At 72.9% G+C, this 23,130-nt stretch carries 26 protein-coding genes; 8 read left to right on the top strand and 18 right to left on the bottom strand.

Annotation, left to right across the window (positions count from 1 at the left end; all coding sequences use genetic code 11):
• Positions 1-109: 109 nt before the first annotated feature.
• From FBY23_RS24570 to FBY23_RS24595, 6 genes are all read right to left on the bottom strand, one after another.
• Positions 110-1,780, bottom strand: coding sequence for a uroporphyrinogen-III synthase (locus FBY23_RS24570; protein ID WP_141800541.1), 1,671 nt, complete (start codon positions 1,778-1,780; stop codon positions 110-112).
• Positions 1,777-2,796, bottom strand: a complete 1,020-nt coding sequence (gene hemC, locus FBY23_RS24575; RefSeq protein ID WP_141800542.1) for a hydroxymethylbilane synthase — start codon at positions 2,794-2,796, stop codon at positions 1,777-1,779. The genes FBY23_RS24570 and hemC overlap by 4 nt, the downstream gene beginning before the upstream one ends.
• The gene (locus FBY23_RS24580; protein ID WP_141800543.1) at positions 2,793-4,100 is read right to left on the bottom strand and encodes a glutamyl-tRNA reductase; all 1,308 of its coding nucleotides are present in this window, start codon (positions 4,098-4,100) and stop codon (positions 2,793-2,795) included. Before FBY23_RS24580 ends, hemC begins: the two co-directional genes overlap by 4 nt.
• A complete protein-coding gene (locus FBY23_RS24585; RefSeq protein ID WP_260806536.1) occupies positions 4,097-4,789 on the bottom strand; it encodes a redox-sensing transcriptional repressor Rex in 693 nt (230 codons plus the stop codon). Before FBY23_RS24585 ends, FBY23_RS24580 begins: the two co-directional genes overlap by 4 nt.
• 149 nt (positions 4,790-4,938) lie before the next feature.
• A complete protein-coding gene (locus tag FBY23_RS24590) occupies positions 4,939-5,178 on the bottom strand; it encodes a glutaredoxin family protein (protein WP_141800544.1) in 240 nt (79 codons plus the stop codon).
• 4 nt (positions 5,179-5,182) lie between these two features.
• Positions 5,183-6,811 carry a class I adenylate-forming enzyme family protein gene (locus tag FBY23_RS24595; RefSeq protein ID WP_141800545.1) on the bottom strand — a complete coding sequence of 543 codons (1,629 nt, stop codon included), beginning with the start codon at positions 6,809-6,811 and terminating at the stop codon, positions 5,183-5,185.
• 42 nt (positions 6,812-6,853) lie between these two features.
• Here FBY23_RS24595 and FBY23_RS24600 point away from each other — a divergent pair, with 42 nt between their 5' ends.
• From FBY23_RS24600 to FBY23_RS24610, 3 genes are all read left to right on the top strand, one after another.
• Complete coding sequence (locus FBY23_RS24600; RefSeq protein ID WP_141800546.1) at positions 6,854-7,741, top strand: HAD family phosphatase; 888 nt, start codon at positions 6,854-6,856, stop codon at positions 7,739-7,741.
• 133 nt (positions 7,742-7,874) lie between these two features.
• Positions 7,875-8,654: a sigma-70 family RNA polymerase sigma factor gene (locus FBY23_RS24605; protein ID WP_141800547.1), complete on the top strand. Its 780-nt coding sequence runs from the start codon at positions 7,875-7,877 to the stop codon at positions 8,652-8,654.
• A 133-nt stretch (positions 8,655-8,787) separates the two neighbouring features.
• Positions 8,788-9,924: a DUF5667 domain-containing protein gene (locus tag FBY23_RS24610; protein ID WP_141800548.1), complete on the top strand. Its 1,137-nt coding sequence runs from the start codon at positions 8,788-8,790 to the stop codon at positions 9,922-9,924.
• 33 nt (positions 9,925-9,957) lie between these two features.
• On the opposite strand, the gene FBY23_RS24615 is transcribed toward FBY23_RS24610, so the two are convergent.
• The 4 genes from FBY23_RS24615 to FBY23_RS24630 all read right to left on the bottom strand — a co-directional run bounded on the left by FBY23_RS24615 (position 9,958) and on the right by FBY23_RS24630 (position 12,726).
• On the bottom strand, positions 9,958-11,145 hold the full coding sequence (locus tag FBY23_RS24615) for a lysophospholipid acyltransferase family protein (RefSeq protein WP_141800549.1): 1,188 nt from the start codon (positions 11,143-11,145) through the stop codon (positions 9,958-9,960).
• Entirely contained in the window at positions 11,138-12,199 is a 1,062-nt protein-coding gene (locus FBY23_RS24620; RefSeq protein WP_141800550.1) for an NAD-dependent epimerase/dehydratase family protein, read from the bottom strand. The genes FBY23_RS24615 and FBY23_RS24620 overlap by 8 nt, the downstream gene beginning before the upstream one ends.
• A gap of 44 nt (positions 12,200-12,243) precedes the next feature.
• On the bottom strand, positions 12,244-12,345 hold the full coding sequence (locus FBY23_RS24625) for a 30S ribosomal protein bS22 (RefSeq protein ID WP_008356322.1): 102 nt from the start codon (positions 12,343-12,345) through the stop codon (positions 12,244-12,246).
• 165 nt (positions 12,346-12,510) lie between these two features.
• Entirely contained in the window at positions 12,511-12,726 is a 216-nt protein-coding gene (locus FBY23_RS24630; RefSeq protein ID WP_141800551.1) for a helix-turn-helix domain-containing protein, read from the bottom strand.
• A 248-nt stretch (positions 12,727-12,974) separates the two neighbouring features.
• Between FBY23_RS24630 and FBY23_RS24635 the strand changes: the two genes are divergently transcribed.
• From FBY23_RS24635 to FBY23_RS24650, 4 genes are all read left to right on the top strand, one after another.
• On the top strand, positions 12,975-13,412 hold the full coding sequence (locus FBY23_RS24635) for a hypothetical protein (RefSeq protein ID WP_141800552.1): 438 nt from the start codon (positions 12,975-12,977) through the stop codon (positions 13,410-13,412).
• Complete coding sequence (locus FBY23_RS24640; RefSeq protein ID WP_260806537.1) at positions 13,409-14,029, top strand: TetR/AcrR family transcriptional regulator; 621 nt, start codon at positions 13,409-13,411, stop codon at positions 14,027-14,029. The genes FBY23_RS24635 and FBY23_RS24640 overlap by 4 nt, the downstream gene beginning before the upstream one ends.
• A 161-nt stretch (positions 14,030-14,190) precedes the next feature.
• Positions 14,191-15,156, top strand: coding sequence for a tryptophan--tRNA ligase (trpS, locus tag FBY23_RS24645; RefSeq protein WP_141800554.1), 966 nt, complete (start codon positions 14,191-14,193; stop codon positions 15,154-15,156).
• 54 nt (positions 15,157-15,210) lie between these two features.
• Positions 15,211-15,903 (top strand): HAD family hydrolase, encoded by a 693-nt coding sequence (locus tag FBY23_RS24650; protein ID WP_160158364.1) that lies wholly within the window; start codon positions 15,211-15,213, stop codon positions 15,901-15,903.
• Between the two features lie 15 nt (positions 15,904-15,918).
• Here the strand turns inward: FBY23_RS24650 and FBY23_RS24655 are convergent, their stop codons facing one another.
• Positions 15,919-16,404 carry a DUF1772 domain-containing protein gene (locus tag FBY23_RS24655; protein ID WP_141800556.1) on the bottom strand — a complete coding sequence of 162 codons (486 nt, stop codon included), beginning with the start codon at positions 16,402-16,404 and terminating at the stop codon, positions 15,919-15,921.
• Positions 16,405-16,659: 255 nt separating this feature from the next.
• Between FBY23_RS24655 and FBY23_RS24660 the strand changes: the two genes are divergently transcribed.
• Positions 16,660-17,592 (top strand): AraC family transcriptional regulator, encoded by a 933-nt coding sequence (locus FBY23_RS24660; RefSeq protein WP_141800557.1) that lies wholly within the window; start codon positions 16,660-16,662, stop codon positions 17,590-17,592.
• 32 nt (positions 17,593-17,624) lie between these two features.
• On the opposite strand, the gene proC is transcribed toward FBY23_RS24660, so the two are convergent.
• Genes proC through FBY23_RS24695 form a run of 7 tightly spaced genes read right to left on the bottom strand, consistent with a single transcriptional unit; the run spans position 17,625 to position 23,122 of the window.
• Positions 17,625-18,443: a pyrroline-5-carboxylate reductase gene (gene proC / locus FBY23_RS24665; protein WP_141800558.1), complete on the bottom strand. Its 819-nt coding sequence runs from the start codon at positions 18,441-18,443 to the stop codon at positions 17,625-17,627.
• Positions 18,440-19,261 (bottom strand): proline dehydrogenase family protein, encoded by an 822-nt coding sequence (locus FBY23_RS24670; RefSeq protein WP_141800559.1) that lies wholly within the window; start codon positions 19,259-19,261, stop codon positions 18,440-18,442. Before FBY23_RS24670 ends, proC begins: the two co-directional genes overlap by 4 nt.
• A 33-nt stretch (positions 19,262-19,294) precedes the next feature.
• Entirely contained in the window at positions 19,295-20,029 is a 735-nt protein-coding gene (locus FBY23_RS24675) for an ABC transporter permease (RefSeq protein ID WP_141800560.1), read from the bottom strand.
• Positions 20,026-20,742, bottom strand: coding sequence for an ABC transporter ATP-binding protein (locus FBY23_RS24680; RefSeq protein WP_141800561.1), 717 nt, complete (start codon positions 20,740-20,742; stop codon positions 20,026-20,028). Before FBY23_RS24680 ends, FBY23_RS24675 begins: the two co-directional genes overlap by 4 nt.
• A gap of 39 nt (positions 20,743-20,781) precedes the next feature.
• Positions 20,782-21,372, bottom strand: a complete 591-nt coding sequence (locus FBY23_RS24685; RefSeq protein ID WP_141800562.1) for a TetR/AcrR family transcriptional regulator — start codon at positions 21,370-21,372, stop codon at positions 20,782-20,784.
• Positions 21,369-22,187, bottom strand: a complete 819-nt coding sequence (locus FBY23_RS24690; protein WP_141800563.1) for a sugar phosphate isomerase/epimerase — start codon at positions 22,185-22,187, stop codon at positions 21,369-21,371. Before FBY23_RS24690 ends, FBY23_RS24685 begins: the two co-directional genes overlap by 4 nt.
• Entirely contained in the window at positions 22,184-23,122 is a 939-nt protein-coding gene (locus tag FBY23_RS24695) for a Ppx/GppA phosphatase family protein (RefSeq protein ID WP_141800564.1), read from the bottom strand. Before FBY23_RS24695 ends, FBY23_RS24690 begins: the two co-directional genes overlap by 4 nt.
• Positions 23,123-23,130: the final 8 nt, after the last annotated feature.

The following is a 23,130-nucleotide window of genomic DNA, read 5'->3' on the forward strand; positions in this document are numbered from 1 at the left end:
CGACCCGGCACAAAGTAGCTCCGGAATTGCGCCGACCCGGCAGAAAGTGGCCTGCGTACGAGCCACTTTCTGCCGGGTCGGCGAGAAATTCGAGCCTGTTCGGGCCGGGTCAGGCCTTGCGACGACGAGCCGAGGGCTTGCGGTCGCTCGGCTTGGTGACCGGCTCGCCGGCCTCGAGCATCGCGGCCCGGCGGCTGGCGCCGAAGCCGGCGAGCGCCTCGACGAGCAGCTCGACGTCCGGCTTGGGGGCCAGCACGTCGACCCGCAGGCCGTGCTCCTCGGCGGTCTTGGCCGTGGCGGGCCCGATCACCGCGATGATCGTCGACGGGTGCGGCTTGCCGGCGATGCCGACCAGGTTGCGCACCGTCGAGGACGACGTGAACACGACGGCGTCGAACTTGCCGGTCTTGATCGCGTCACGGGTCGGCGCCGGCGGCGGAGCGGCCCGGACGGTGCGGTACGCCGTGACGTCGTCGCACTCCCAGCCGAGGTCGATCAGGCCGGCGACGAGGTTCTCGGTCGCGATGTCGGCGCGCGGCAGGAACACCCGGTTGATCGGGTCCAGCTGCTCGTCGTACTCGGGCCAGTCCTCGAGGAGACCGGCGGCGGACTGCTCGCCCGAGGGGACGAGGTCGGCGCGCAGGCCCCAGTCGGCGATCGCCTGGGCGGTCTTCTCACCGACGGCGGCGATCTTGAGGCCGGAGAAGGCGCGGGCGTCGAGGCCGTACTCCTCGAACTTCTCGCGGACCGCCTTGACAGCGTTCACGGAGGTGAACGCGATCCACTCGTAGCGACCCTCGACGAGTCCGCGGACGGCCTTGTCCATCTGCTGCGGGTTGCGCGGCGGCTCGACGGAGATCGTGGGGACCTCCTCCGGGACGCCGCCGAACTCGCGGATCCGGTTGGACAGCGACGCGGACTGCTCCTTGGTGCGCGGCACCAGCACCCGCCAGCCGAACAGCGGCTTGGTCTCGAACCAGGACAGCTTCTCGCGCAGGTCGACGACGGCGCCGATGACGGTGATCGCCGGCGGGGCGATCCGCGCGGCGCGCGCGTCGGCGGCGATGTGCTCGAGCGTGGAGGTGATCGTCTCCTGCTCGGTGGTCGTGCCGACCCGGGTCATGGCGACCGGGGTCTGCGGCGAGCGGCCGATCGCGATGAGCTGCTTGGCGATGTCGCCGATCTGGCCGACGGCGGAGAGCAGCACCAGGGTCGGGGTGTCGGCGTACCGGGTCCAGTCGACCTTGTCGCCGCAGGTCACCACGGCCACCTCGCGGTGGTCCTTGGTGGTCAGCGGGATGCCGGCGTACGCCGGGACGGCGCCGACCGAGGAGACACCCGGGACGACCTCGAACGCGAGCCCGGCCTTGGCGACCGCCTGGGCCTCCTCCGGACCGGACGCGTAGAGGAACGGGTCGCCGCCGAGGAGGCGGACCACGCGCAGGCCGCGCTTGGACTGCTTCACGACGACCTTCGCGCGGGCGGCGTGGGTGAGCGGCTGGCCGTCCTCGCCGAAGCCGCCGTCGATGATCTCCGGGTCCGGGGCCGGCTCGTCGCCGACCTGCTCGGCGCGGGCGCGCACCACCGCGACCAGATCGGCATGACCCGGTTCCTCGGTGATGACCACGTCGGCGTCCTCGATCAACCGGACGGCCCGCACGGTGAGCAGGTCGGGGTCGCCGGGGCCGGTGCCGACGAAGGCCGTGAAGCCGGGGCCTCCGGGGTGGACCTGGGCGGCGGCGGGAGTCGAAGCAGCCTTGGCTGTCGTGGCTCGCGTCATGGGTTGTGCACCTCTGCAGATCGTGCGGACGGGGGGTCGTTCGGTTCGGGGGTGCGGGACTGGTCCCGCAGCTGGGCCATCAGCTCGTCGCCACCGTCGGCCAGCATCTCGGCGCCGAGGTCGCCGCCGAGCTTGGCGGCGGCTTCGGGCCAGGACGTGGGGTCGGTGCCGAGCTCAGCCGACGCGGAGCGACGTACGGCGAGCGCGCCGTCCTCGGACAGCACGACGGCCCGCAGCCACAGCTCGGGTCCGTCCTCGCCCTCGGCGACCTCGGCGAGCGCGCCGATCGGGGCGGCGCAACCGCCCTCGAGCGTGGCCATCAGGGTGCGCTCGGCGGCAACGGCGGCGTGGCTGGCGGGATCGTCGAGGCGGGCGAGCAGCGCGAGGGTCGCGGTGTCGTCGGCCCGGCACTCGACCGCCAGCGCACCCTGCCCGGGGGCCGGCAGCACCTGCAGCGGGTCGAGCACCTCGGTGACCTCGTCGAGCCGGCCGAGCCGGGCCAGGCCGGCGCGGGCGAGCACCACGGCGTCGTAGGTGCCCTCGGCGATGCGGCCGATGCGGGTGTCGACGTTGCCGCGGACCGCGACCAGCTCGACACCGAGGCCGAGGGCCTCGATCTGCGCGACCCGGCGCGGGGAGCCGGTGGCGACCCTGCTGCCCTGCGGCAGCTCGCCGAGGGTGAGGCCGTCGCGGGCGACGACGACGTCGCGCGGATCCTCGCGAGGAGGTACGGCGGCCAGCGCGATCCCCTCGGTGGCGTACGTCGGGAGGTCCTTGAGCGAGTGGACGGCGACGTCGACCTCGCCGGCGAGCAGCGCGTCACGCAGTGCGCTGACGAAGACCCCGGTCGAGGGCGCGCCGACGAGCGAGACGCCGCTGGCCTGGCTGCGGTCGCCGTCGGTGGTGATCTCGACCAGCTCGGTCGGGGTGCCGAGCGCCGCGAGGGCGTCGGCGACGTGGCCGGACTGGGTCGTGGCCAGCAGGCTGCGGCGGGTGCCGATGCGCAGTCTCGTCATGACCGGCCCTCCTCGCTGACGACGGGACGGGTGACGGCGTCGACCGCGTCGGGGTCGAGCGCGAACAGCTCGGCGAGCGCGGCGGCGTACGAGACGGCGCCCTGCTCGTTGGCGAGCTCCTTGACCCGGACGGTCGGCTCGTGGAGCAGCTTGTCGGCGACCCGGCGCACGGTCTGCCGGATCTCGTCGCGGACCGCCTCGTCGAGCTCGGGCAACCGGCCCTCGAGGCGGGTCATCTCGGCGTCGACGACATTGGTGGCCATCGAGCGGAGCGCGACCACCGTCGGGGTGACGCTGGCCTGCCGGCGGGCGGCGAGGAAGGCGGTGACCTCCTCACCGAGGATCCGGCGCACCTCCTGGACCTCGCGGCCGGTGGCGCCGCCGTGGAGCAGGTCGGCGAGCTCGGCCAGCCCGACGCGTCGTACGCCGGGCAGGTCGGCCACGTCGGGCGCGATGTCGTGGGGCAGCGCGAGGTCGATCAGCGCCAGCGGCCGCTCGACCTCGCCGCGCACGCGGGTCAGCAGCGCCCGGTCGATGATCGTGCCGGACGAGCCGGTGCAGCTGATCACGATGTCGGCCCTGGCCAGCTCGTCGCCGAGGTCGGCCAGCCGGACCGCCTCGCCGGAGTACTGCACGGCCAACCGGACCGCCCGGTCCACGGACCGGTTCACGATCGAGAGGCGCCCGGCACCGAGGCGGCTGGCGGTGGCGGTCGCGAGACCGGCCATCGCGCCGGCGCCGACCACGACGACGTGCTTGCCCTCGACCGCACCGACGACCTGGGCCGTCTCGTCGAGCGCCGCGCTGACCAGCGTCGGCGCGACCTGGTCGATCTCGGTCTCGGCGCGGGTGCGCTTGCCGACCCGGAGCGCCTGCTGGAAGAGCAGGTTGAGGTTGGGACCCACGGTGCCGAGCTCCTGGCCGCGGCGCAGCGCCTCGCGGGTCTGGCCGAGGATCTGGCCCTCGCCGACCGCCATCGAGTCGAGGCCGGCGGCCACCTGGAACAGGTGGGAGATCGCACCGTCGTCGTAGTGGACGTAGAGGTGCGGGAGCATCGCCTCGGTCGTCTCGCCGGCCCGGTCGACCAGGAGGCGGGAGATCTGCTCGATGCTGCCGTGGAAGCGCTCGACCTCGGTGTAGATCTCGAGGCGGTTGCAGGTCGCGATGACCGTCGCCTCGCTGACGTGCTCGCACGACGCGGCGTCGGTGATCAGCTTCTGCACGCCGTCACGGTCGAGCGCGACCCGCTCGAGCAGGGAGACGGGCGCGGAGTTGTGGGAGATGCCCACCACCAGCACGCTCATGCGGCACCTCCGTCGGCCGACGGGGCGGCGTCGGCGCCGTTGGCCTTGCGCTGCTCGTGGTAGGCGAGGATCTGCAGCTCGATCGACAGGTCGACCTTGCGTACGTCGACGCCCTCGGGCACCGCGACCACGGCCGGCGCGAAGTTGAGGATGCTGGTGATGCCGATCGCGACCATCCGGTCGGCGACGTCCTGCGCGGCGACGGCCGGCGTGGCGATGACGCCGATCGCGACGTCGTGCTCGCGGACGATCTCCTCGAGGTCGGCGAACGGGCGGACGACGACGCCCGCCACCTCACGCCCGACGATCCCGGGGTCGGCGTCGAGCAGCGCGACGACCCGGAAGCCGCGGCTGCGGAAGCCGGAGTAGTTGGCCAGCGCGTGCCCCAGGTTGCCGATGCCGACGATGACGACGGGCCAGTCCTGGGTCACCCCGATCTCGCGGGCGATCTGGTAGCGGAGGTAGTCGACGTCGTACCCGACGCCGCGGGTGCCGTAGCTGCCGAGGTAGGAGAGGTCCTTGCGCAGCTTCGCGCTGTTGACGCCGGCGGCGCTGGCGAGGTCCTCGCTCGAGCAGGTGCGGATCCCGCTGTCGGCCAGCGCCGTCAGGGCCCGCAGGTAGACGGGCAGGCGGGCGACCGTGGCCTCCGGGATGACCCGGGCGGCATCCGTCGAACTCCGTGTGGTCACAGCTCCACTTTCCAGCCGCACGATCAGGCGTCGACCACGCGGCTCGATCACTGTAGGAGTTTGTGAACGTGGGAACAAAATGGACGGGAGCACCCCGCATCGGGTACGGGCGCACCCCGTGGTAGGCGCCGGCGGACCGGGACGCGTGGTCAGCGCAGGGCGGCCCGCAGGCGGTCCGGGCTGACCCGCCAGAAGTCGTGCTGGCGACCGTCGACGAAGGTGACCGGGATCTCGTTGGCGAACCGGTCGGCGAGGGCGGGGTCGTCGTCGATCGACAGTTCCTCGTAGCTCTCGCCGAGCTCGGCGCACACCGCCTCGATGACCGCGCGTGCGTCGTCGCACAGGTGGCAGCCGGGCCGGCTGTAGAGGGTGATCCGGGGGGTGCTCACCGGCTCACTCCAAGATCCCCAGCGCCTTGCGCCGCTCGGCGCCGCGCAGCACGCCCTTGCGGATCTTGCCGGTCACGGTGCGCGGCAGGGCGGTGACGACCTCGACCCGCACCGGTCGCTTGTACGGCGCCAGCTGCTCGGTGGCCGCGGAGCGCACCGCGCTCACGACGGCCTCGGCGACGGGTCCGGTGACCTCGCCGGCGTCGGGGACGACGTACGCGACGACGGCCTCGCCGGTCTGCTCGTCGGGTACGCCGAGCACAGCGGCCTGGCGCACGCCGTCGACCTCCTCGAGCACCGCCTCGACCTCGGTCGGGTAGACGTTGAAGCCGGAGACGATGACCAGCTCCTTGACCCGGTCGACGAGGAAGAGGTCGCCGTCGGCGTCCAGGAAGCCGACGTCGCCGGTGGACCACCAGCCGTCGTCGGCAGGTCCGTCGTGGCCGTCGGGCCAGTAGCCACTGAACAGGTTGCGGCCGCGGATCTGGATCTCGCCGGGGTCGTCGACGGCGGCCTCGTCGAGCGGGACGCCCTCCTCGTCGACCAGGCGCAGGTCGATGCCGTCGAGCGCGGCCCCGACCGAGCCCGGCTTCACCTGCGCCGAGCGCAGGGTGCTGGTGACCACCGGCGAGGCCTCGGTGAGGCCGTAGCCCTGGTGGATCGGGACCTGGGCCAGCGCGTGGAACTCCTCGACCGTCTCGGCCGCGAGCGGCGCCGAGCCGGACAGGATCATCCGCACCGGCCCGAGCCGCTCGGCGAGCGCCTCGACGCCCTGCCAGGCCGCGAACACCGGCGGTGCGACGGGGACGACGCTGCAGGCCTCGTCCTCCACCAGGTCGAGGGTGCCCTCGGGGTCGAAGCGCTCGGCGAGCACCAGCTTGGCGCGGTGCCGGATCACGCCGCCGAGCACGGCGCCGAGACCGTAGACGTGGAAGAGGGGTAGTACGCCGAGCACGACGTCGTCGGAGTGGATCATCGGCGGCTGCACGGCGGCGACCTGGTCGACGTTGGCGAGCAGCGCGCGGTGGGTGAGCATCGCCGCTCGCGGGCGCCCGGACGTGCCGCTCGTGTAGAGCAGCACGGCGAGCTTCTCGGGGTCCTGCAGCGGCGGGACGGGGACGGCGGGCTCGGCCCGCAGGTCGTCGTACCTGCTCTCGGCCGGGCCGACCTCGTCGGCCTCGACACCGACCAGCACGACCCGCGGGGCCGGCCGGTTCTCGTCCTGCGCGGCGGCGACCACCTCGGCGCGGGCCACGGCTTCGCGGACGGCGGCGGCCGTCTGCCCGCCGGCGAGGACCAGCCGGGCACCGCAGTCGACGAGCATCGCGGCCAGCTCGGTGGGCACCGACCCCGGGTTGACCGGTACGGCGACCGCCTGGGCGCGCAGCACGCCGAGGTAGCCGGTCACGAACTCGAGCCGGTTGCCGAGCGCCAGCAGCACCCGGTGACCAGCGACGACGCCGGCGCGGCCCAGACCGGTGGCGATCCGGCCGACCTCGTCCTCGAGCTCGGCCCAGGTCAGGCCTCGGCCTCCTGCTTCGACCACGGCGAGACGTTCGGGATGCTCGGCGGCGGCTGACGCGACGAGGGCGGCCACGTCGGGGACAGCAGCGGCGGCGTCCGGCAACGACATGGAGGGATCCTACGTCGCTCTGATTCTTCTAGGCTGGGGCGCATGGTGCCGCCCGCCGACCGCCCCCGCCGGCTCAACCTGCAGCAGCGCTCGCGCCTCGCCGGCGAGGCCGCGGCCGCCGCCGCGGAGGTCGAGACCGCGCTCGCGCACCCGGTCGACCCGAAGGCGGCCGCCTTCTTCGACGTCGACAACACGGTCATGCAGGGCGCCAGCATCTTCCACCTGGCCAAGGGGCTGTACCGCCGCAAGTTCTTCACCACGCGCGACCTGGTCGGGGCGGCGTACAAGCAGGCGTACTTCCGCATCGCCGGCGTCGAGGACCCCGAGCACGTCGCCGAGGCCCGCAACTCCGCGCTGGCCTTCATCGCCGGGCACACCGTGCAGGAGCTCGAGGAGATCGGCGAGGAGATCTTCGACGAGGCGATGGCCCACCGGATCTGGCCCGGCACCCGCGCGCTGGCACAGATGCACCTCGACCAGGGCCAGCGGGTGTGGCTGGTGACCGCGGCACCGATCGAGATCGCCGGCCTGATCGCCCGCCGCCTCGGCCTCACCGGTGCCCTCGGCACCGTCGCCGAGCACGTCGACGGCGTCTACACCGGCAAGCTGGTCGGCGACATGCTGCACGGCCCGGCCAAGGCGGTCGCGGTGACCGCCCTCGCGGAGCGCGAGGGCCTCGACCTTGCACTGTGCTCGGCCTACAGCGACTCCAGCAACGACCTGCCGATGCTGAGCCTCGTCGGCGACCCGTGCGCCATCAACCCGGACGCGAAGCTGCGCGCCCACGCCCGAGCCAACGGCTGGCGGATCCGCGACTACCGGACCGGCCGCAAGGCCGCCCGGGCCGGGCTGATCGCCGGATCGGCGGCCACCGGCGCGGCGATCGCCGGGGCGGTCGTGCGGCGGCAGCTGCGTCGGCACATGTCCTGACCCGTCCCTACCGGACGGTAACCTGACCCGTTCGGGTGGTCCGGGATCCGGTCGATCGGTTGTCGCGTTCCGGTACCACTGCGGAAGGATCCGCCGTAGGATCCCCTGCGGGGGCATTAGGGAGGGGACCCGCATGACCTGGCAGCGCACTGACCTGTCGCGAGGGCTGGAGGCCCTGCGCGCGGCCGTGCTCGCTGCCCTGTCCCCGCAGCCGGTGCTCGCGGGCGGGCCCGCGGGCCGGCGTCGTACCGCCGACCACTGGCTGCTCAGCGAGGCCCAGGCGGAGACCGAGGGCTTCGACCGCGACGGCTCGCCGGGCTTCGGCGACTCGACCCTCGCCACCTCCTCTGAGGACTCCCCCGAGGCGCGCGAGCGCCTGATCGCGCTCGTCGAGCTGGCCCGCGGCGGCGACGCCGAGGCGTTCGGCCAGCTCTACGACCACTACCAGCCCTCGGTCTACCGGTTCCTCTACTACCGCACCCGCTCGGTCGTGGTGGCCGAGGACCTGTGCTCGGAGACCTTCTTCCGGGCGCTGCGCAACATGTCGTCCTTCCGCTGGCAGGGCAAGGACTTCGGCGCCTGGCTGATGACCATCGCCCGCAACCTGGCCACCGACCACTTCAAGGCCGGCCGGACCCGCCTCGAGCTGACCACCGAGGACATGGGTCAGCACGACGACGCGACCGAGGGGCCCGAGAACGCCGTCCTCGCCAGCCTCACCAACGAGATCCTGCTGGAGTCGCTCACCAAGCTCCCCAACGAGCAGCGCGACTGCCTGATCATGCGCTTCCTGCAGGGCATGAGCATCGCCGAGACCGCCGCCGCCCTCGGGCGCAGCGACGGGGCCATCAAGCAGCTCCAGCTGCGCGGCGTGCGCAATCTCGCGAAGCTGATGCCGGAGGGAATCCGATGATCCTTTCGGACTACTCCGGTGTGGCCTTCCGGACCGTAACCAGCCGCAGCTCCCTGTCGTTGGATGTTCGAGAGAACACGAGGGCGTGCTCCACGGGAGCCCGCGCCCTCCCGACACGAGGACGGACGTTGTGATGCGCGGGAACGCCTGGTCGCGCGGCGCCGAGGAGTTCGACGCTCTGGTCTCCGGCCGCGCCGGTGACTCGGAGGCTCACGCCGAGCTGCTCGAGCTGGTCGCCGCCCTGCGCGCCGTCCCCCCGGTCACCGCCCGCCCCGAGTTCGTCTCCTCGCTGCGCACCCAGCTGGTCGCCGCCGCCGAGCGCGAGCCCGCACGCGCCGAGCACGCCCTGGCCGTCCACCTCACCCCGCGCCAGCGCCGTGGCTCCCGCGAGCGTCGTCTCGCCGCGGTCATCGGCGGCTTCGCCGTGGTCTCCGCGACCGGCTCGATGGCGATGGCCTCGCAGGACGCCCTGCCGGGCGACGTGCTCTACCCGGTCAAGCGTGCGATCGAGAACGCCCAGACCAACCTGCAGCCCGACGGCGCGGCCAAGGCCGAGGCCCTCATCTCCCACGCCGAGGCCCGCCTCGACGAGCTCCAGTCGCTCGTCGCGCGCGACCGGAGCGCCGACGAGGTCAACGCGACCCTGCAGGACTTCACCGACCAGGCCCGCCAGGCGTCCGAGTTCGCGCTCGACGACTACACGGCCACCGGCAAGGCCGACCGGATCGCCGACCTGCGCGCCTTCGCCGGCGACAGCATGGACGCCCTCGCCGCGCTCGGCCCGATCGTCCCGTCCGACAGCCGCTCGCTGCTGATCACCGCGACCCAGACGATCCGCCAGATCGACGCCGCCGCCTGGGAGGCCTGCCCGAGCTGCGCCGAGGGCGCGGTGGCCGAGGTGCCCGACTTCGCGACGCTGCCGCTCAGCGCGGTGCTCAGCGGCAACGTGACCGCCTCGGTGACCGACGCGGCCCCGCTGACGACCAAGAAGAAGGACAAGGCGCCGCAGACCACCGCCACCCCCGGCGCGACCGCACCGCAGGTCCCGCCGGTGCTGCCTCCGATCGAGCTCCCGTCGGTGCCGAACCCGACGAAGAGCCCGAAGCCGCTGGGCGAGACGGTCGACAACGTCACGAAGGGTCTCACCGGAACCCTCGGCATCGACGGCGGCAGCCAGACGACCGACGGCACCACGACCGACCCCGGCCTCGTGCCCAACCTGGTCGACGGGGTGACCGGCATCCTCGGCGGCCTGCTCGGCGGCCAGTAGCAGCCCGAGCGCAGGCTCTCCGTCAGTTCTGCGTCAGCGGAAGACGGACTCGCGCTGCATGAGCAGGCTGTAGAGCGTCTGCTGGATGGTCTCGCGGACCTGGTCGGTCACGTTGAACACCAGCATCGGGTCCTCGGCCGCGCCGTCGTCGTACTCGTCGGTGCGGATCGGCTCGCCGAACTCGAGCAGCCACTTGGACGGCAGCGGAACCAGGCCGAGCGGCCCGAGCAGCGGGAACAGCGGCGTGATCGGGATGTACGGCACGCCGAGCAGGCGGGCCAGCGACGGGATGTTGCCGACGAGGGGGTAGATCTCCTCGGCGCCGACCACCGAGAGCGGCACGATCGGAACGCCGGTGCGCAGCGCCGCCGACACGAAGCCACCGCGACCGAACCGCTGGAGCTTGTAGCGCTCGGAGAACGGCTTGCCGATGCCCTTGAAGCCCTCGGGCCACACGCCGACCAGCTCGCCGCCGCGCAGCATCCGCTCGGCATCCTCGCTGCAGGCCAGGGTCGCGCCGCCCTTGCGGGCCACGGAGCCGACCACGGGCAGCCGGAACACCAGGTCGGCGCCGAGCGGGCGCAGGAAGCGGCCGGTGTGGTCGTGGATCGACACCATCGTCATCAGGCCGTCGACCGGGATGGTGCCGGAGTGGTTGGACACGACCAGGGCGCCGCCCTCGGTCGGGATGTTCTCGACGCCGCGGACCTCGATCCGGAACCACTTCTGCGCCACAGGTCGCAGCGCCGCCATGAAGAAGCGCTCGGTGACCTCGGCGTCGAAGCCGTACTCGTCGACCGTGTAGTCGCCGGTCACCCGGCGGCGCAGGAACGCCAGGAAGCGGGCCAGCTGAGGCTCCCACTGGTCGCCGAACAGCTCCTTGCTGGCGGCCTGGAAGCCCGCCAGCCAGTCGCCGACCGGGATGCCGGCGAGCGGGCCGGCGCCGCGCTCCTCGGTGCGTGCCGGCGCCACCAGCGGCGCAGCGGGTACGTCGGCCGGCGCGTCGAGCAGCGACGGCGTCTCGATCACGGGCGTCTCGTCGACCGGCGGCTCGGCGACCGGGGCCTCGGTCGGAGCCGGCTCGGCGGGCTTCTTCGCCGGCGCCTTGCGCGGGGTGCTGCCCTTCGGCGCGAGCCCGCGAGCCGCGGCCGAGGGCCGCTTGCCGGTGCCGCGGCCGGGCTGGCCGCGGGTGCCGATCGGGATGATCTCGGCGTCAGCCATCCGTGCCTCCAGCGAGGGTGAGCTGGGCGGGACGGTCGTCGTCGACCGCAGGGAGGCGCTCGGCGAGCGAGCCGAGCACCCGGTCGGTGCGGCGCGAGCCGGGCGGGAGCGAGGCGGCGAACTCGGCGAACGCCGAGGCCGTCGTGTAGTGCGGCTCGAACCCGAGCTCGCTGCGCATCCGCGTGGTGTCGACGCCGCGGCCGTAGGTCAAGAAGGCGACCAGCTCGGGCGACAGGTCGGCACGGCGCACCGACTTGAGCACCGAGCCGAGGCCGCCGAAGGCGACGCCGGGGACCGCGACGTTGGGCCGGCCGGAGCGGCGCAGCGCCTGGGAGAGCATGAGCAGCCCGTCGCCGGCGACGTTGAAGGTGCCACCGACGTCCTGGTGGACGGCGTGGCGCAGCACCCGGTTGAGGTCGGTCTCGTGCAGGAACTGCAGTCGCGGGTCGAAGCCGAGGACGGTCGGGATCACCGGCAGCCGGAAGTACGACGCCAGCGGGCTCACCACGCGCGGGCCGATGACGTTGGCGCAGCGCAGCAGGGTGGTCGTGACGTCGGGACGCCGGCGCGCGAAGCCGCGGACGTACTGCTCGACCTCGACGACGTCCTTGGCGTACCCGGTGCGCGCGGGCCGGCGCGGCTCCATGTCCTCGGTGAACATGGCGGGGTCGCGGCTGCTGGCGCCGTACGCCGTCGTCGAGGACTTCACGACCAGGGCGCGCAGCCCCTCGGCCTTCTGGCAGGCGGCGAGGAGCTGCATCGTCCCGATGACGTTGAGCTCCTTCATGGTGCCGCGGGCACCGGCGGAGCCGGGGGTCGCGATCACGCTCATGTGGACGACGGTGTCGACGTCCTCCTTCGCGATGACCTTCGCGATGACCGGGTTGCGGATGTCGGCGCGCACGAACATGACGTCGCCGAGGTCGCCCCGCGGGGGGACGACGTCGACACCGATGACCCGGTCGATCCCGGGGTCGGTGGCCAGGGTGCGCGCAAGGGTGCGGCCGAGGTCTCGCGAGACCCCCGTGACCAGGACCGTGCGTCCGGCACCCATCTCCACCGACTCCTCGGAATCAGGAAGCTACTGGTCGGCTCGGGTCACTTGCCGAGCTTGCGACGCTGGACGCGCGTCTTCTTCAGCAGCTTGCGGTGCTTCTTCTTCGCCATGCGCTTGCGGCGCTTCTTGATGACAGAACCCACGTGGAACCTCTCCAGAGCGCCGGGCGCGGCAGCGCTCGGCGTGACGTACGACGCCCCGGGGACCCCGGAGCACCGGGTCAGCCTATCCGGAGCCTCGTGAGCGCAGTGAATCAGCGCAGGAGATGGGATGAAGATCGCACCGCCGCCGAGCGGGCGGCGCAGCCGTCAGCCGGCGGAGTAGAAGGACTTGCGCAGGTAGTCGTTGACGTCGTCCTCGGTGACCCGGAACGAGCGACCCACCCGGACGGCCGGGAGCTCGCCGCCGTGGACCAGGCGGTAGACGGTCATCTTGGACACGCGCATGACCGAGGCGACCTCGGCGATCGTGAGGAACTTCGGGTCCGGTAGGGACTCGGCGCGCTCGCGCGACGAAGGAGCCATGACACACCAACTTTCCGCGTCCGGGGTCACCGCCTTCCCCAGCTGTGATCCGCCGGACGCCACTTGCGTGAGAATAGGGCCAGATGTGACTCGTGGGGAAGAGATGGACCATTGAAACTTTCCCGCACCGGCGTGTCGGCTTGACCGCCCCTTCTTCGAGGACGATGTCCCGAACCTCTTGTCGTACACCTATGTTCAACTTATGATCTTGAACATTCTTGTACGACTTAGTTCCGGAGGTGAGACCGATGAACGGCCGACAGATCCGCAGGTTCGCGCTCCACTACGGCGAGATGGTCGCCGCCATGCTGATCGGCATGATGGCGCTCTGGCCGGTGTGGTCACTCGCCACGGGCGCCGCCGCCGACACGTCGTGGCTGCGCTCGCAGAGCGTCGAGACGCTCGTGATGGCGACCACCATGGCGCTGCCGATGGCCGGGTGGATGCGCGTGCGCAGCCATCGCTGGGCGCCGATCGTCGAGATGTGCGCCGTCATGTACGCCGGGTTCGCCGTGGCGCTGCCCCTCTACTGGACCGGGGTCCTCGACGCCGCCGGCCTGATGCTGGTCGGCCACGTGGCGATGTTCGTGCTGATGCTGGCCGCGATGGCCTGGCGCTGGGAGGAGTACGCCGGATGCCACGACCCGCACCGCCACGACCGGGCAGCGACCATGATGGCGTCGTGACGACCAGTGCCGCCCGCCCCCTGCGCGCCGACGCCCGCCGCAACGTCGAGGCCATCCTCGACGCGGCCACCGCGACCCTGGCCCGCGACCCGGACGCCAGCGTCAACGACATCGCGAAGGCGGCCGGGGTCGGCCGGGTGACCCTCTACGGCCACTTCGAGAACCGCGGCGGGCTGGTGGCGGCCGTCGTGGCGCGTGCCATGCACGAGTCGGACGCCTCGCTGCGCGGCGTCGACCTGTCCGGCGACCCGGCGGCCGCCCTGGTCCGGCTGGTCGAGGCGACCTGGCAGGTGACACTGCGGTACGGCGCCCTGGTGGTCGCGGCCGAGAGGAGCCTGCCCGCGGCCGACCTGGCCGCCGCCCACGACGAGCCGCGCGAGCGCGTCGAACGGCTCCTGGAGCGCGGGCGCGACGCCGGCCGGTTCCGCGCCGACCTCCCGGTCTCCTGGCTGGTGACGACCATGCACACGGTGACCCATGCGGCCGCGACGTCCGTCTACGCCGGCGACCTGGCCGCCGAGCAGGGCGCCCGGGCGATCGCGGCCACCATGCTCGGGCTGCTGACCCCGCCCGGTCAGGTGGTCCCGGACCTCGACGCGTTGCGCGCCGTGCACTGACGCGTGCGATGATCGGGGTGTGTCGACCTCGATGACCTTCGCCTGGCGGCCCGCCTGACGGCGGCCGCCTCGACACACCCCACCACCGGCCGCCCACGGGCGGCCGTCGTGCTTCTCCGGACCGGTCCGGCGCCCGTGGGCCTCATCCCAGGAGCCCTGCCATGTCCGTCCCGCCCCGACGTCTCTCCCTCCTCACCCCGAGCGGTCGGCTGACCCTCGGCAACCTCCTCGGCGCGCTGCGCCCGATGCGGGCCGCCCAGGCCGAGGCCGACTGCTTCTACGGCATCTCCGACCTCCATGCCCTGACCACGCCCCGCTCCCCCGACGACCTGCGGGCCGCGATCACCGAGCAGTCGACGCTCCTGCTCGCGGCCGGTCTCGACGCGAGCACCCTGTTCCGGCAGAGCCAGGTGCCCGCGCACGCCGAGCTGTCGTACCTGCTCGAGTGCGTCGCCGGCACCGGCGAGCTGGGCCGGATGATCCAGTTCAAGGAGAAGTCGCGGCGCCAGGAGTCGGTGCGGACCTCGCTGTTCACCTACCCGGTGCTGATGGCCGCCGACATCCTGCTCTACCGCCCCACCCACGTCCCGGTCGGCGACGACCAGCGCCAGCACATCGAGCTCACCCGAGACCTCGCCCTGCGGTTCAACACGACCTACGGCGAGGTGTTCACGATCCCCGAGATCACCGTGCCCGCGGCCGGCGCGCGGGTCATGGACCTGTCCGAGCCCACCGCCAAGATGAGCAAGTCCGGGCCCGACGCCGGATCGATCGCGCTGCTCGACCCGCCCGACGTCGTACGACGCAAGGTCGCCCGCGCCGTCACCGACTCCGACACCGGGCCGGCGGCGGTACGGTCCGACCGCACGGCCAAGCCGGGCGTGACCAACCTGCTCGAGATCCTCACCGCCTGTGGCGGGTCGACCGACGGGATCGGCTCCTACGGGGCGCTCAAGTCGGCGGTCACCGACGCAGTGGTCGCGGAGCTGGCGCCGCTCCAGGATCGGTACCGGGAGCTGGCAGCGGACCCGGTGCACGTGAGCGAGGTGTACCGCCGCGGCGCCGAGCGGTGTCGCCAGGTGACCGCCCCGGTGCTGGCCGCCGCCCGGGCCGCGATGGGGCTGTGAAGGGGCTGTCAGGGGATGCGGAGGGTGTCGGTGGCCGCTGGCAGACTGCTCCGCATGACGTTCCGGGCCCTGCTCCTCGACCTGGACGACACCCTGGTCGACCACCGCGGCGCCTCGGAGCGGGGCCTGCGCGCGTGGCTGTCCGGGCTCGGGCTGGCGCAGACGCCGGACGAGCTGGAGCACCACGTCGAGCGCTGGTTCGTGCTCGAGGCGCGCCACTACGAGCGCGCCCAGCGCGGCGAGGTGAGCTACGTCGAGCACCGGCGGGCCCGGATCCGCGACTTCCTGCCGGGCTGGGACCTGGCCGACGACACTCTCGCCGACGACGTCTACGCCGGCTTCCTCGGCTGCTACCGGGCCGCCTGGCGGGCCTTCGACGACGCGGCCGCGGCAATCGGGCGTGCCCGTGCCGCGGGCCTGCCGGTCGGCATCCTCACCAACGGCCAGCTGCCCATCCAGACCGAGAAGCTGCGCCGCACCGGGCTGCTCCGCGCCGACGTACCCGTGTTCGCGTCCTCCGCGCTGCCGGCCGCCAAGCCCGACCCGCGCTCCTACCTGACCGCCTGCGCGTCCCTCGGCGCCGAGCCTGCCACGACCCTCATGGTCGGAGACTCGCTGCGCCACGACGTCGTCGGCGCCCAGCGGGCCGGGCTGCAGGCCCGGCTGCTCGACCGCTACGGCCGCCACGACGCCCGCCGCACGGGCGTGCGGGTACGGACCGTGCGCAGCCTGGCCGAGGTCGCCTGAACGGCGCGGACCGGCTCATCGCTCCGTGACCACCAGCGCCCATGCCAGCAGGCCGAAGGCGCCGGTGGCCAGGACGGTGCGGATCACGTTCGACGCGACCCAGCGGGCCTCGTCGAACGCCTGCCGGGCGGCCGCCACGTCGATCCGCAAGGGGTCGCCGGCGGCCTTGAGGGCGTCGTTGAGGGGCACGTTGACCGCCAGCGTCAGCACGAACGCGACGAGGTAGAGGGCGAGGGCGGTCGCGACCCAGACGAAGGCGTCGGTCCGGAAGGCGCTGGCGGCCGCGGTGGCGGTCAGCAGGAGCGCTCCCATGAAGCAGCCGCCGATGAACCAGGGATTCATGATCGCCCGGTCCATCTCCTGGAAGGACCAGACGAACGTGCGGTCGTCGGTGCGCGCGAGGCCGGGCATGACGGTGTGGGCGTAGAGGGCGAAGGCGCCGGCGGTCAGGCCCATCGAGACCGTGGCGGCCAGCAGGCTGAGGATGCGGAGGGTGGACATGGCTCCATCCCACCGGCTCGCAGCGAGTCGTGACATCGCCGAGACGCTCGACTGCATACGCGATCGTCCTAGTGTCCTGTCCGGTTGAAGCGCTGACATAGTCGGTGGTCCTGGTGCGTGCATCGCAAGGCGCCGTCGCGCAGCCATACCGGGTCGTCTCGCAAGCGTCGGCAACGCCGCGAGGTGCGTGCCAGGGCCGCCGAATATGGCGGCGAATCATCCGGACAGGACACTAGCCTTCCCTAGGCTCTCTCCATGGACGCACTCGGCGCTCTGCTCAGCGGGCCCCGCGCACAGGACGCGTTCCTGCTGCGGGCGGTGCTCGAGCCACCCTGGTCGATCCGGATCGAGGACGAGGCGCCGCTCACCGTGCTCACCGTGGTGCGCGGCTCGGCGTGGCTCGCTCCCGAGGGGCAGGAGCCGACGTGGCTGGGGCCGCGCGACGTACTCGTCGCCCGCGGGCCCGACCCCTACACGATGGCCGACGCGCCCAGCACGCCCGTGCAGACGATCATCCACCCCGGCCAGCGCTGCACGACGCTGTACGGCGAGGAGCTGGCCGAGAAGCTGGCCCTCGGCGTGCGCAGCTGGGGCAACAGCCCCGACGGCGGGACGGTCATGCTGATCGGCACCTACCAGCTCGCCGGCGAGGTCAGCCGTCGCCTTCTCGACGCGCTACCCCGCTCGCTCGTGCTCCGCGGCGACGAGTGGGACTGCCCGATCATCGACCTGCTGGCGGCCGAGATCGTCAAGGACGCCCCGGGCCAGGAGTCCGTCCTCGACCGGATGCTCGACCTGCTGCTGATCTCCGCGCTGCGCGCGTGGTTCGCCCGTCCGGACGCCCGCGCGCCGAGCTGGTACCGGGCCAACGGCGACCCCGTGGTCGGCCGGGCGCTCCGCCTGCTCCACAACAACCCCGAGCACCCCTGGACCGTCGCCGACCTCGCCCAGCGCACCGGCATCTCCCGTGCCGCCCTCGCCCGTCGCTTCACAGCCCTCGTCGGCGAACCCCCGATGGCCTACCTGACGGGCTGGCGGATCGCCCTGGCCGCCGACCTCCTCCACGAGCCCGGCGCCACCCTCGAGGCCGTCGCACGCCAGGTCGGCTACAGCACCCCGTTCGCGCTGAGCACCGCCTTCAAGCGGGTCCGCGGCATCTCCCCCGCCGACCACCGCCGCGCCTCATAGTGGTGTGGCGCCGAGGGGCCGGGCCCGGAACCCTAGGAGCCGAGCTCGCGCGAGCGGTCGCGGGCCGCTTCGAGAGCGGCGAGGAAGGCCGCGCGCACCCGGTGCACCTCGAGCTCACGCAGGGCCGCGGCCGTCGTACCGCCCGGCGAGGTGACCTGCTCGCGCAGCACGGCCGGGTGCTCGCCGGTCTCGCGCAGCATGGTCGCCGAGCCGACCAGGGTCTGGATGACCAGCTCCTGGGCGATGGTGCGCGGCAGGCCCAGGTGGACGCCGGCCTCGATCATCGACTCGACCACGAAGAAGACGTACGCCGGCCCGGAGCCGCTGATCGCGGTCACGGCGTCCTGCTGCTTCTCCGGCACCTGGACCACGCGGCCGACCGACGCCATCAGCTCCTCGGCCTCGGCGAGGTGGCTCTCGTCGCAGTGGGTGCCGGGCGAGATCGCGGCCATGCCCTGGTCGACGAGCGCGGGGGTGTTGGGCATGACCCGGACGACCGCGACGCCGTCGGGCACGTGGGCCTCGACGAAGCCGGTGGTGATGCCGGCGGCGAGGGAGACGAGGAGCTGGCCGGGGAGCAGGGCGGGGGCGAGCTCGGTGAGCACGTCGGCCATGTCCTGCGGCTTGACGACCAGCAGCACGGTGTCAGCCGTGGCGGCCTCGGTGACGTCGTCGACCACGCGGACGCCGTACCTCTCCGCGAGCTCGGCGGCACGCTCGGGCCGCTTCTCGACGACCACGAGCGACTCGGCGCTCCGGCCGGCCCGGATCAGGCCGGACAGCAGGGTCTCCCCCATCACACCGGCACCGATGACTGCGGTCCGCTTCTCGCCCACGCCCTGCTCACTCATCCTCTGGAGACCAACGACGTGAGGAAGAGTCTCAGGTCGGCGGGACGCTCCGCCAGTCGTCCCACCAGGTAGCCGTGCCACGCGGCGCCGTACGGAACCAGCACCCGCACCTGCTCGCCGGTACCGGCCAGCCGCTGCTGCTCGGCCGACCTGACGCCGTACCGGAGCTGGAGCTCGTAGGTCGCGGGCGCGCGACCGTAGCGACTCGCGAGGGCGACCGCGATCTCGATCAGCCGCGGGTCGTGGGTCGCGATCACCGGATGCCCGGCGCCGTCGAGCAGGACCTTGAGGCAGCGCACATAGGCCTTGTCAGCCTCCGCAGCGTCCTCGCCCGCGCCGTGTTCGAGCCGGACCCGGCTGCCCGGCCCGGCCAGCGCCCGGCAGTCGTCCTCGGTGCGCGGGAGAGCCGCGTGCAGCTCCACGCCCACGCCGGGGAGCTCCGCGCGCAGGGCCGCGACCAGCGCCAGCCGCGCGTCCACGTCGGTGAGGTCCGCCCCGATCGTCACGGTCGCGCCGGCAGCGGCAGCGGTCCGGCAGATCCTGCGGGCCTCGTCGAGCGAGCACGTGCCGACGGTGATGTCGGTGCCGGCCGCGAGGCCGGCGTCGGAGAGCCGGTCGATCAACGTGAGGTGCTCGGCGACCACGGAGCCGCTCGGCTCCCCGAGTCGCTCGACGCCGGCCGCGAAGCCCGCGGCCCGCAGCTCACCGACGGCTCGCACCGCGTCGTCGACCCGCTCGCCCGCGACGTAGGCGCGCACGACCCGTCGGCCCACCGGGCTGCGGGACAGCAGCGTCAGGGAGTCCCGCAGCGGTCGCATTCCCCAAAAGTAGGGGGTGTCGGGTGAACCCGATCAGTCGGTACGACGCCGGAGCGTCGCCGCACCGAGGGCGAGGGCGGCGACCGCGAACGCCACCACGATCCCGACGTCACGCCACACCTCGCCGGCGCGGGTCGTGGTCGCGAGGTGCTCCATCGCGTCGACCGCCCAGGTCAGCGGCATCACGTCGGCGACCTTCTCGAGCACCTGCGGCAGCCGGTCGCGGGGCACGATCAGCCCGCAGAGCAGGATCTGCGGCACCACGATCGCCGGCAGGAACTGGACGGCCTGGAACTCGGTGCGGGCGAAGGCGGAGACGAACAGGCCCAGCGCCGTACCGAGGACGGCGTCGACCACGCCCACGAGGACGAGCAGTGCGTCGGGGCCGCGCAGGTCGAGGTCGAGCAGCCCGATCGCCACGCCCGCGGCCAGCGCCGCCTGCACGGCGGCGATCGCGCCGAAGGCGAGCGCGTAGCCGACCAGGAAGTCGAGGCGGCCCATCGGCATCGTGAAGAGCCGCTCCAAGGTGCCGCCCGACCGCTCGCGCAGCGTGGTGATGCTGGTGACGAGGAACATCACGAAGAACGGGAAGATCGCCAACAGGGCGGGCCCGATCCGGTCGAAGACGAACGGCTGGTCCTGGAAGATCCACCACAGCAGGGCCTGCAGCAGGCATGGGAGCACGAGCAGCATCGCGAGGGTGCGGTGGTCGCGGCGCAGCTGGGTGAGGACCCGTACGGCGATCGCCAGGGTCACCCGGGGCGTCATGCCGCATCCCCGTGCTCGACGAGGGCGAGGAACGCCGACTCGATGTCGTCCGCGCCCTGCGACTCCTTGATCTCGGTGGGCGTGCCGTGGGCGATGATCCGGCCCTCGCGCATCAGCAGCAGCGTGTCGCAGCGCTCCGCCTCGTCCATCACGTGGCTGGACACCAGGACCGCCGTACCGGCCTCGGCGATGCGGTGGAAGAGCGCCCACAGGTCGCGCCGCAGCACGGGGTCGAGGCCGACGGTCGGCTCGTCGAGCACGAGCAGCGCGGGGCTGCCGAGCAGCGCCACGGCCAGCCCGACGCGCGAGCGCTGGCCGCCGCTGAGCCGGCCGACGACGGCGTCGCGGTGGCTGCTCAGGTCGACCGACGCCAGGGCATCCTCGGCCGCGGCGGTCGGCAGGCCCAGCACGCGGGCGAAGAAGCGGAGGTTCTCGAGGACGGTCAGGTCGTCGTACACGCTGGAGGACTGGGTCTGGTAGCCGATCCGGTCGCGCAGCGGTGCGCTGCCCGCCGCCTCGCCGAGCACGGTGACGTCACCCGCGGCCACCCGCTGGACGCCGACGATCGAGCGCAGCAGCGTGGACTTCCCGCAGCCGGACGGGCCGAGCAGGCCGGTGACGCCGGCGCCGACGGACAGGTCGAGACCGTCGATCACCGTCGTCCCGCCGCGCACCACACGGAGGCCGGCGATCTCGACGACGGAATTCATCATGTGTTGAATAATGCGCCTCCGCGACGGCACGCGCAAGGGTCAGGGGAGGGGTCCGGCGAGGAAGCCGTCCAGCACCGGGGCGTACGCCGCCACCAGGGCGTCGACGTCCATCGCGACGATCGCGTCGGCACGCACGACGTACCGCAGCACGATCACCCCGATGACCTGGCTCGCCACCAGCTGCATCCGTCGCTCGGGCGCGTCGATCCCGAGCGCCTGGCCGAGCGGCACCAGCACCACCGGCACGAACCCGCCGCGGAACAGGGCGTCGCCGCCGGGCTCGATCAGCCGCCGCACCATCGCCAGCAGGGCCGGCCGGGTCGCGGCGTCGTCCCACACGCCGATCAGCGCGCGCAGCAGCCGCTCGCCGGCGCCCTCGACCGGGCCGACCACCTGCTCGGCGAGCACCGCGCGCGGGTCGACGGGCAGCTCGAGCGCGGCCACGAACAGGTCGTCCTTCGAGCCGAAGTAGTGGTGCACCAGCGCCGGGTCCACGCCCGCGTCGCCCGCGACCCCGCGGATCGTCGTACCGGTGAACCCGGACTCCGCGAACCGGGCGCGAGCCGCCGAGAGGATGGCGGCGCGGGTGTCCGGGTTGCCGCGCCGGCGGCCCCGCGTCGTCGCGGTCACGGACCTTCCCCGGCGTCGGCGGGTACGGCGGTCAGGTGCTCGATCGCGAACTCGAGAGACTCGCGCAGGTCGGCCTCGCGCTCCTCGCGGGTCGTGCAGCGCCGGGTGTTGATCTCGAGCACCACCTCTCCGGCGAACCCGGTGGCCGCGAGGTGGCGCAGGAAGGCGTCGGCGCCCATGTCGCCGCGCCCGGGCACGAGGTGCTCGTCCTTGGCCGAGTCGGTGCCGTCGGTGAGATGGATGTGGCGCAGCCGCGGGCCGAGCCGCTCGGCCATCGCGACCGGGTCGGACTGCGCGATCGCCGCGTGGGACAGGTCGATCGTGGTGTTGGCGTAGGGCTCCGCGGAGGGATCCCAGCCGGGGAGGTACATCTCGAGGCGGCGGCGCGATGCCCGCCACGGGTACATGTTCTCGACGGCGAACGCGATGCCCGAGGACTCCTCCAGGGCGGCGATCCCGTTGACGAAGTCGCGGGCGTACTCCTTCTGCCAACGAAACGGCGGGTGCACGACGACGACCTCGGCGCCCACCTCCTTCGCCATCGCCGCCGAGCGCTCGAGCTTGCCCCACGGCTCGACGCCCCAGACCCGCTGCGTGAACAGCAGGCAGGGCGCGTGGATGGCGCTGATCGGGATGTCGTGGTGCTCGGAGAGCTGGCGTACGGCGTCGACCTGCTGCGACAGAGCGTCGATGCCGACCATCACCTCGACCGCCTCGTAGCCGACGGCGGCGGCGTAGGTGAACGCGTGAGCCGTCGACTCCGGGTAGACCGAGCTCGTGGAGAGCCCGATCCGGGGACGGCCCCGCTCGCTCATGACGGGTCGTTGACGCTGAGCTTGTCGATCCGCTCGAGGATCACGCCCTCGCGCAGGGCCCACGGGCAGATCTCCAGCTCCGACAGGTCGAAGATGTCCATGCAGGCCTCGGCGACCAGCGCCCCCGGCACGATCTGGTGGGTGCGGCTCGGGGAGACGCCGGGCAGCGCGGCCAGCTCCTCGGGCGTCATCGCGACCAGCTTGGGGATCCACTGGCGCAGCTCCGCCAGCGGCAGGGTCCGCGGCACGAGCGGGCCGTCGGCCGACGGCGCGGCGCCGCAGATCCGGGCCAGGGAGCGGAAGGTCTTCGAGGTCGCGGAGGCGCGGTGCGTCGTACCGGCACGCAGGAGGTGGCCGGCGTCGCGGGCGATGTCGGCCCGGATCCGGCGCCGGATCTGGCGCAGCTGCTCCTCGTCGGGCTGGGCCGCGAACTCCGCGCGTGCCAGCCGGGCGGCCCCCAACGGCAGGGACCACGCGACGTCGGGGCGCTCGTCGGAGCCGGCCGCGATCTCCAGCGAGCCGCCGCCGATGTCGAACACCGCGAGCCGGCCGGCCGACCAGCCGAACCAGCGTCGTACGGCGAGGAAGGTCAGCCGCGCCTCGTCCTCGCCCGGCAGCACGGCGATCCGCACCCCCGTCTCGGCCTCGACGTGGGACAGCACCTGCTCGGAGTTGCCGGCGTCGCGGACCGCGGAGGTCGCGAAGGAGAGCATCTCCTCGCAGCCCTTCTCCTCGGCCACCACCAGCGCCTGCGCGGTGAACGCGGTCAGCGCGGCGATCCCGGTCGGCGACACGTCGCCCTGGTCGTCGAGGTGCTCGGCCAGCCGCAGCGGCTCCTTGTAGGAGTACGCCGGCAGCGGCGCCGCACCTCCGTGGGCGTCGACCACCAGGAGGTGGCCGGTGTTCGAGCCGATGTCGAGCACACCCAGACGCATGTGTCCAC

Origin of the sequence: Nocardioides sp. SLBN-35 (assembly GCF_006715725.1) — a bacterium.
Classification (GTDB): Bacteria; Actinomycetota; Actinomycetes; order Propionibacteriales; family Nocardioidaceae; genus Nocardioides.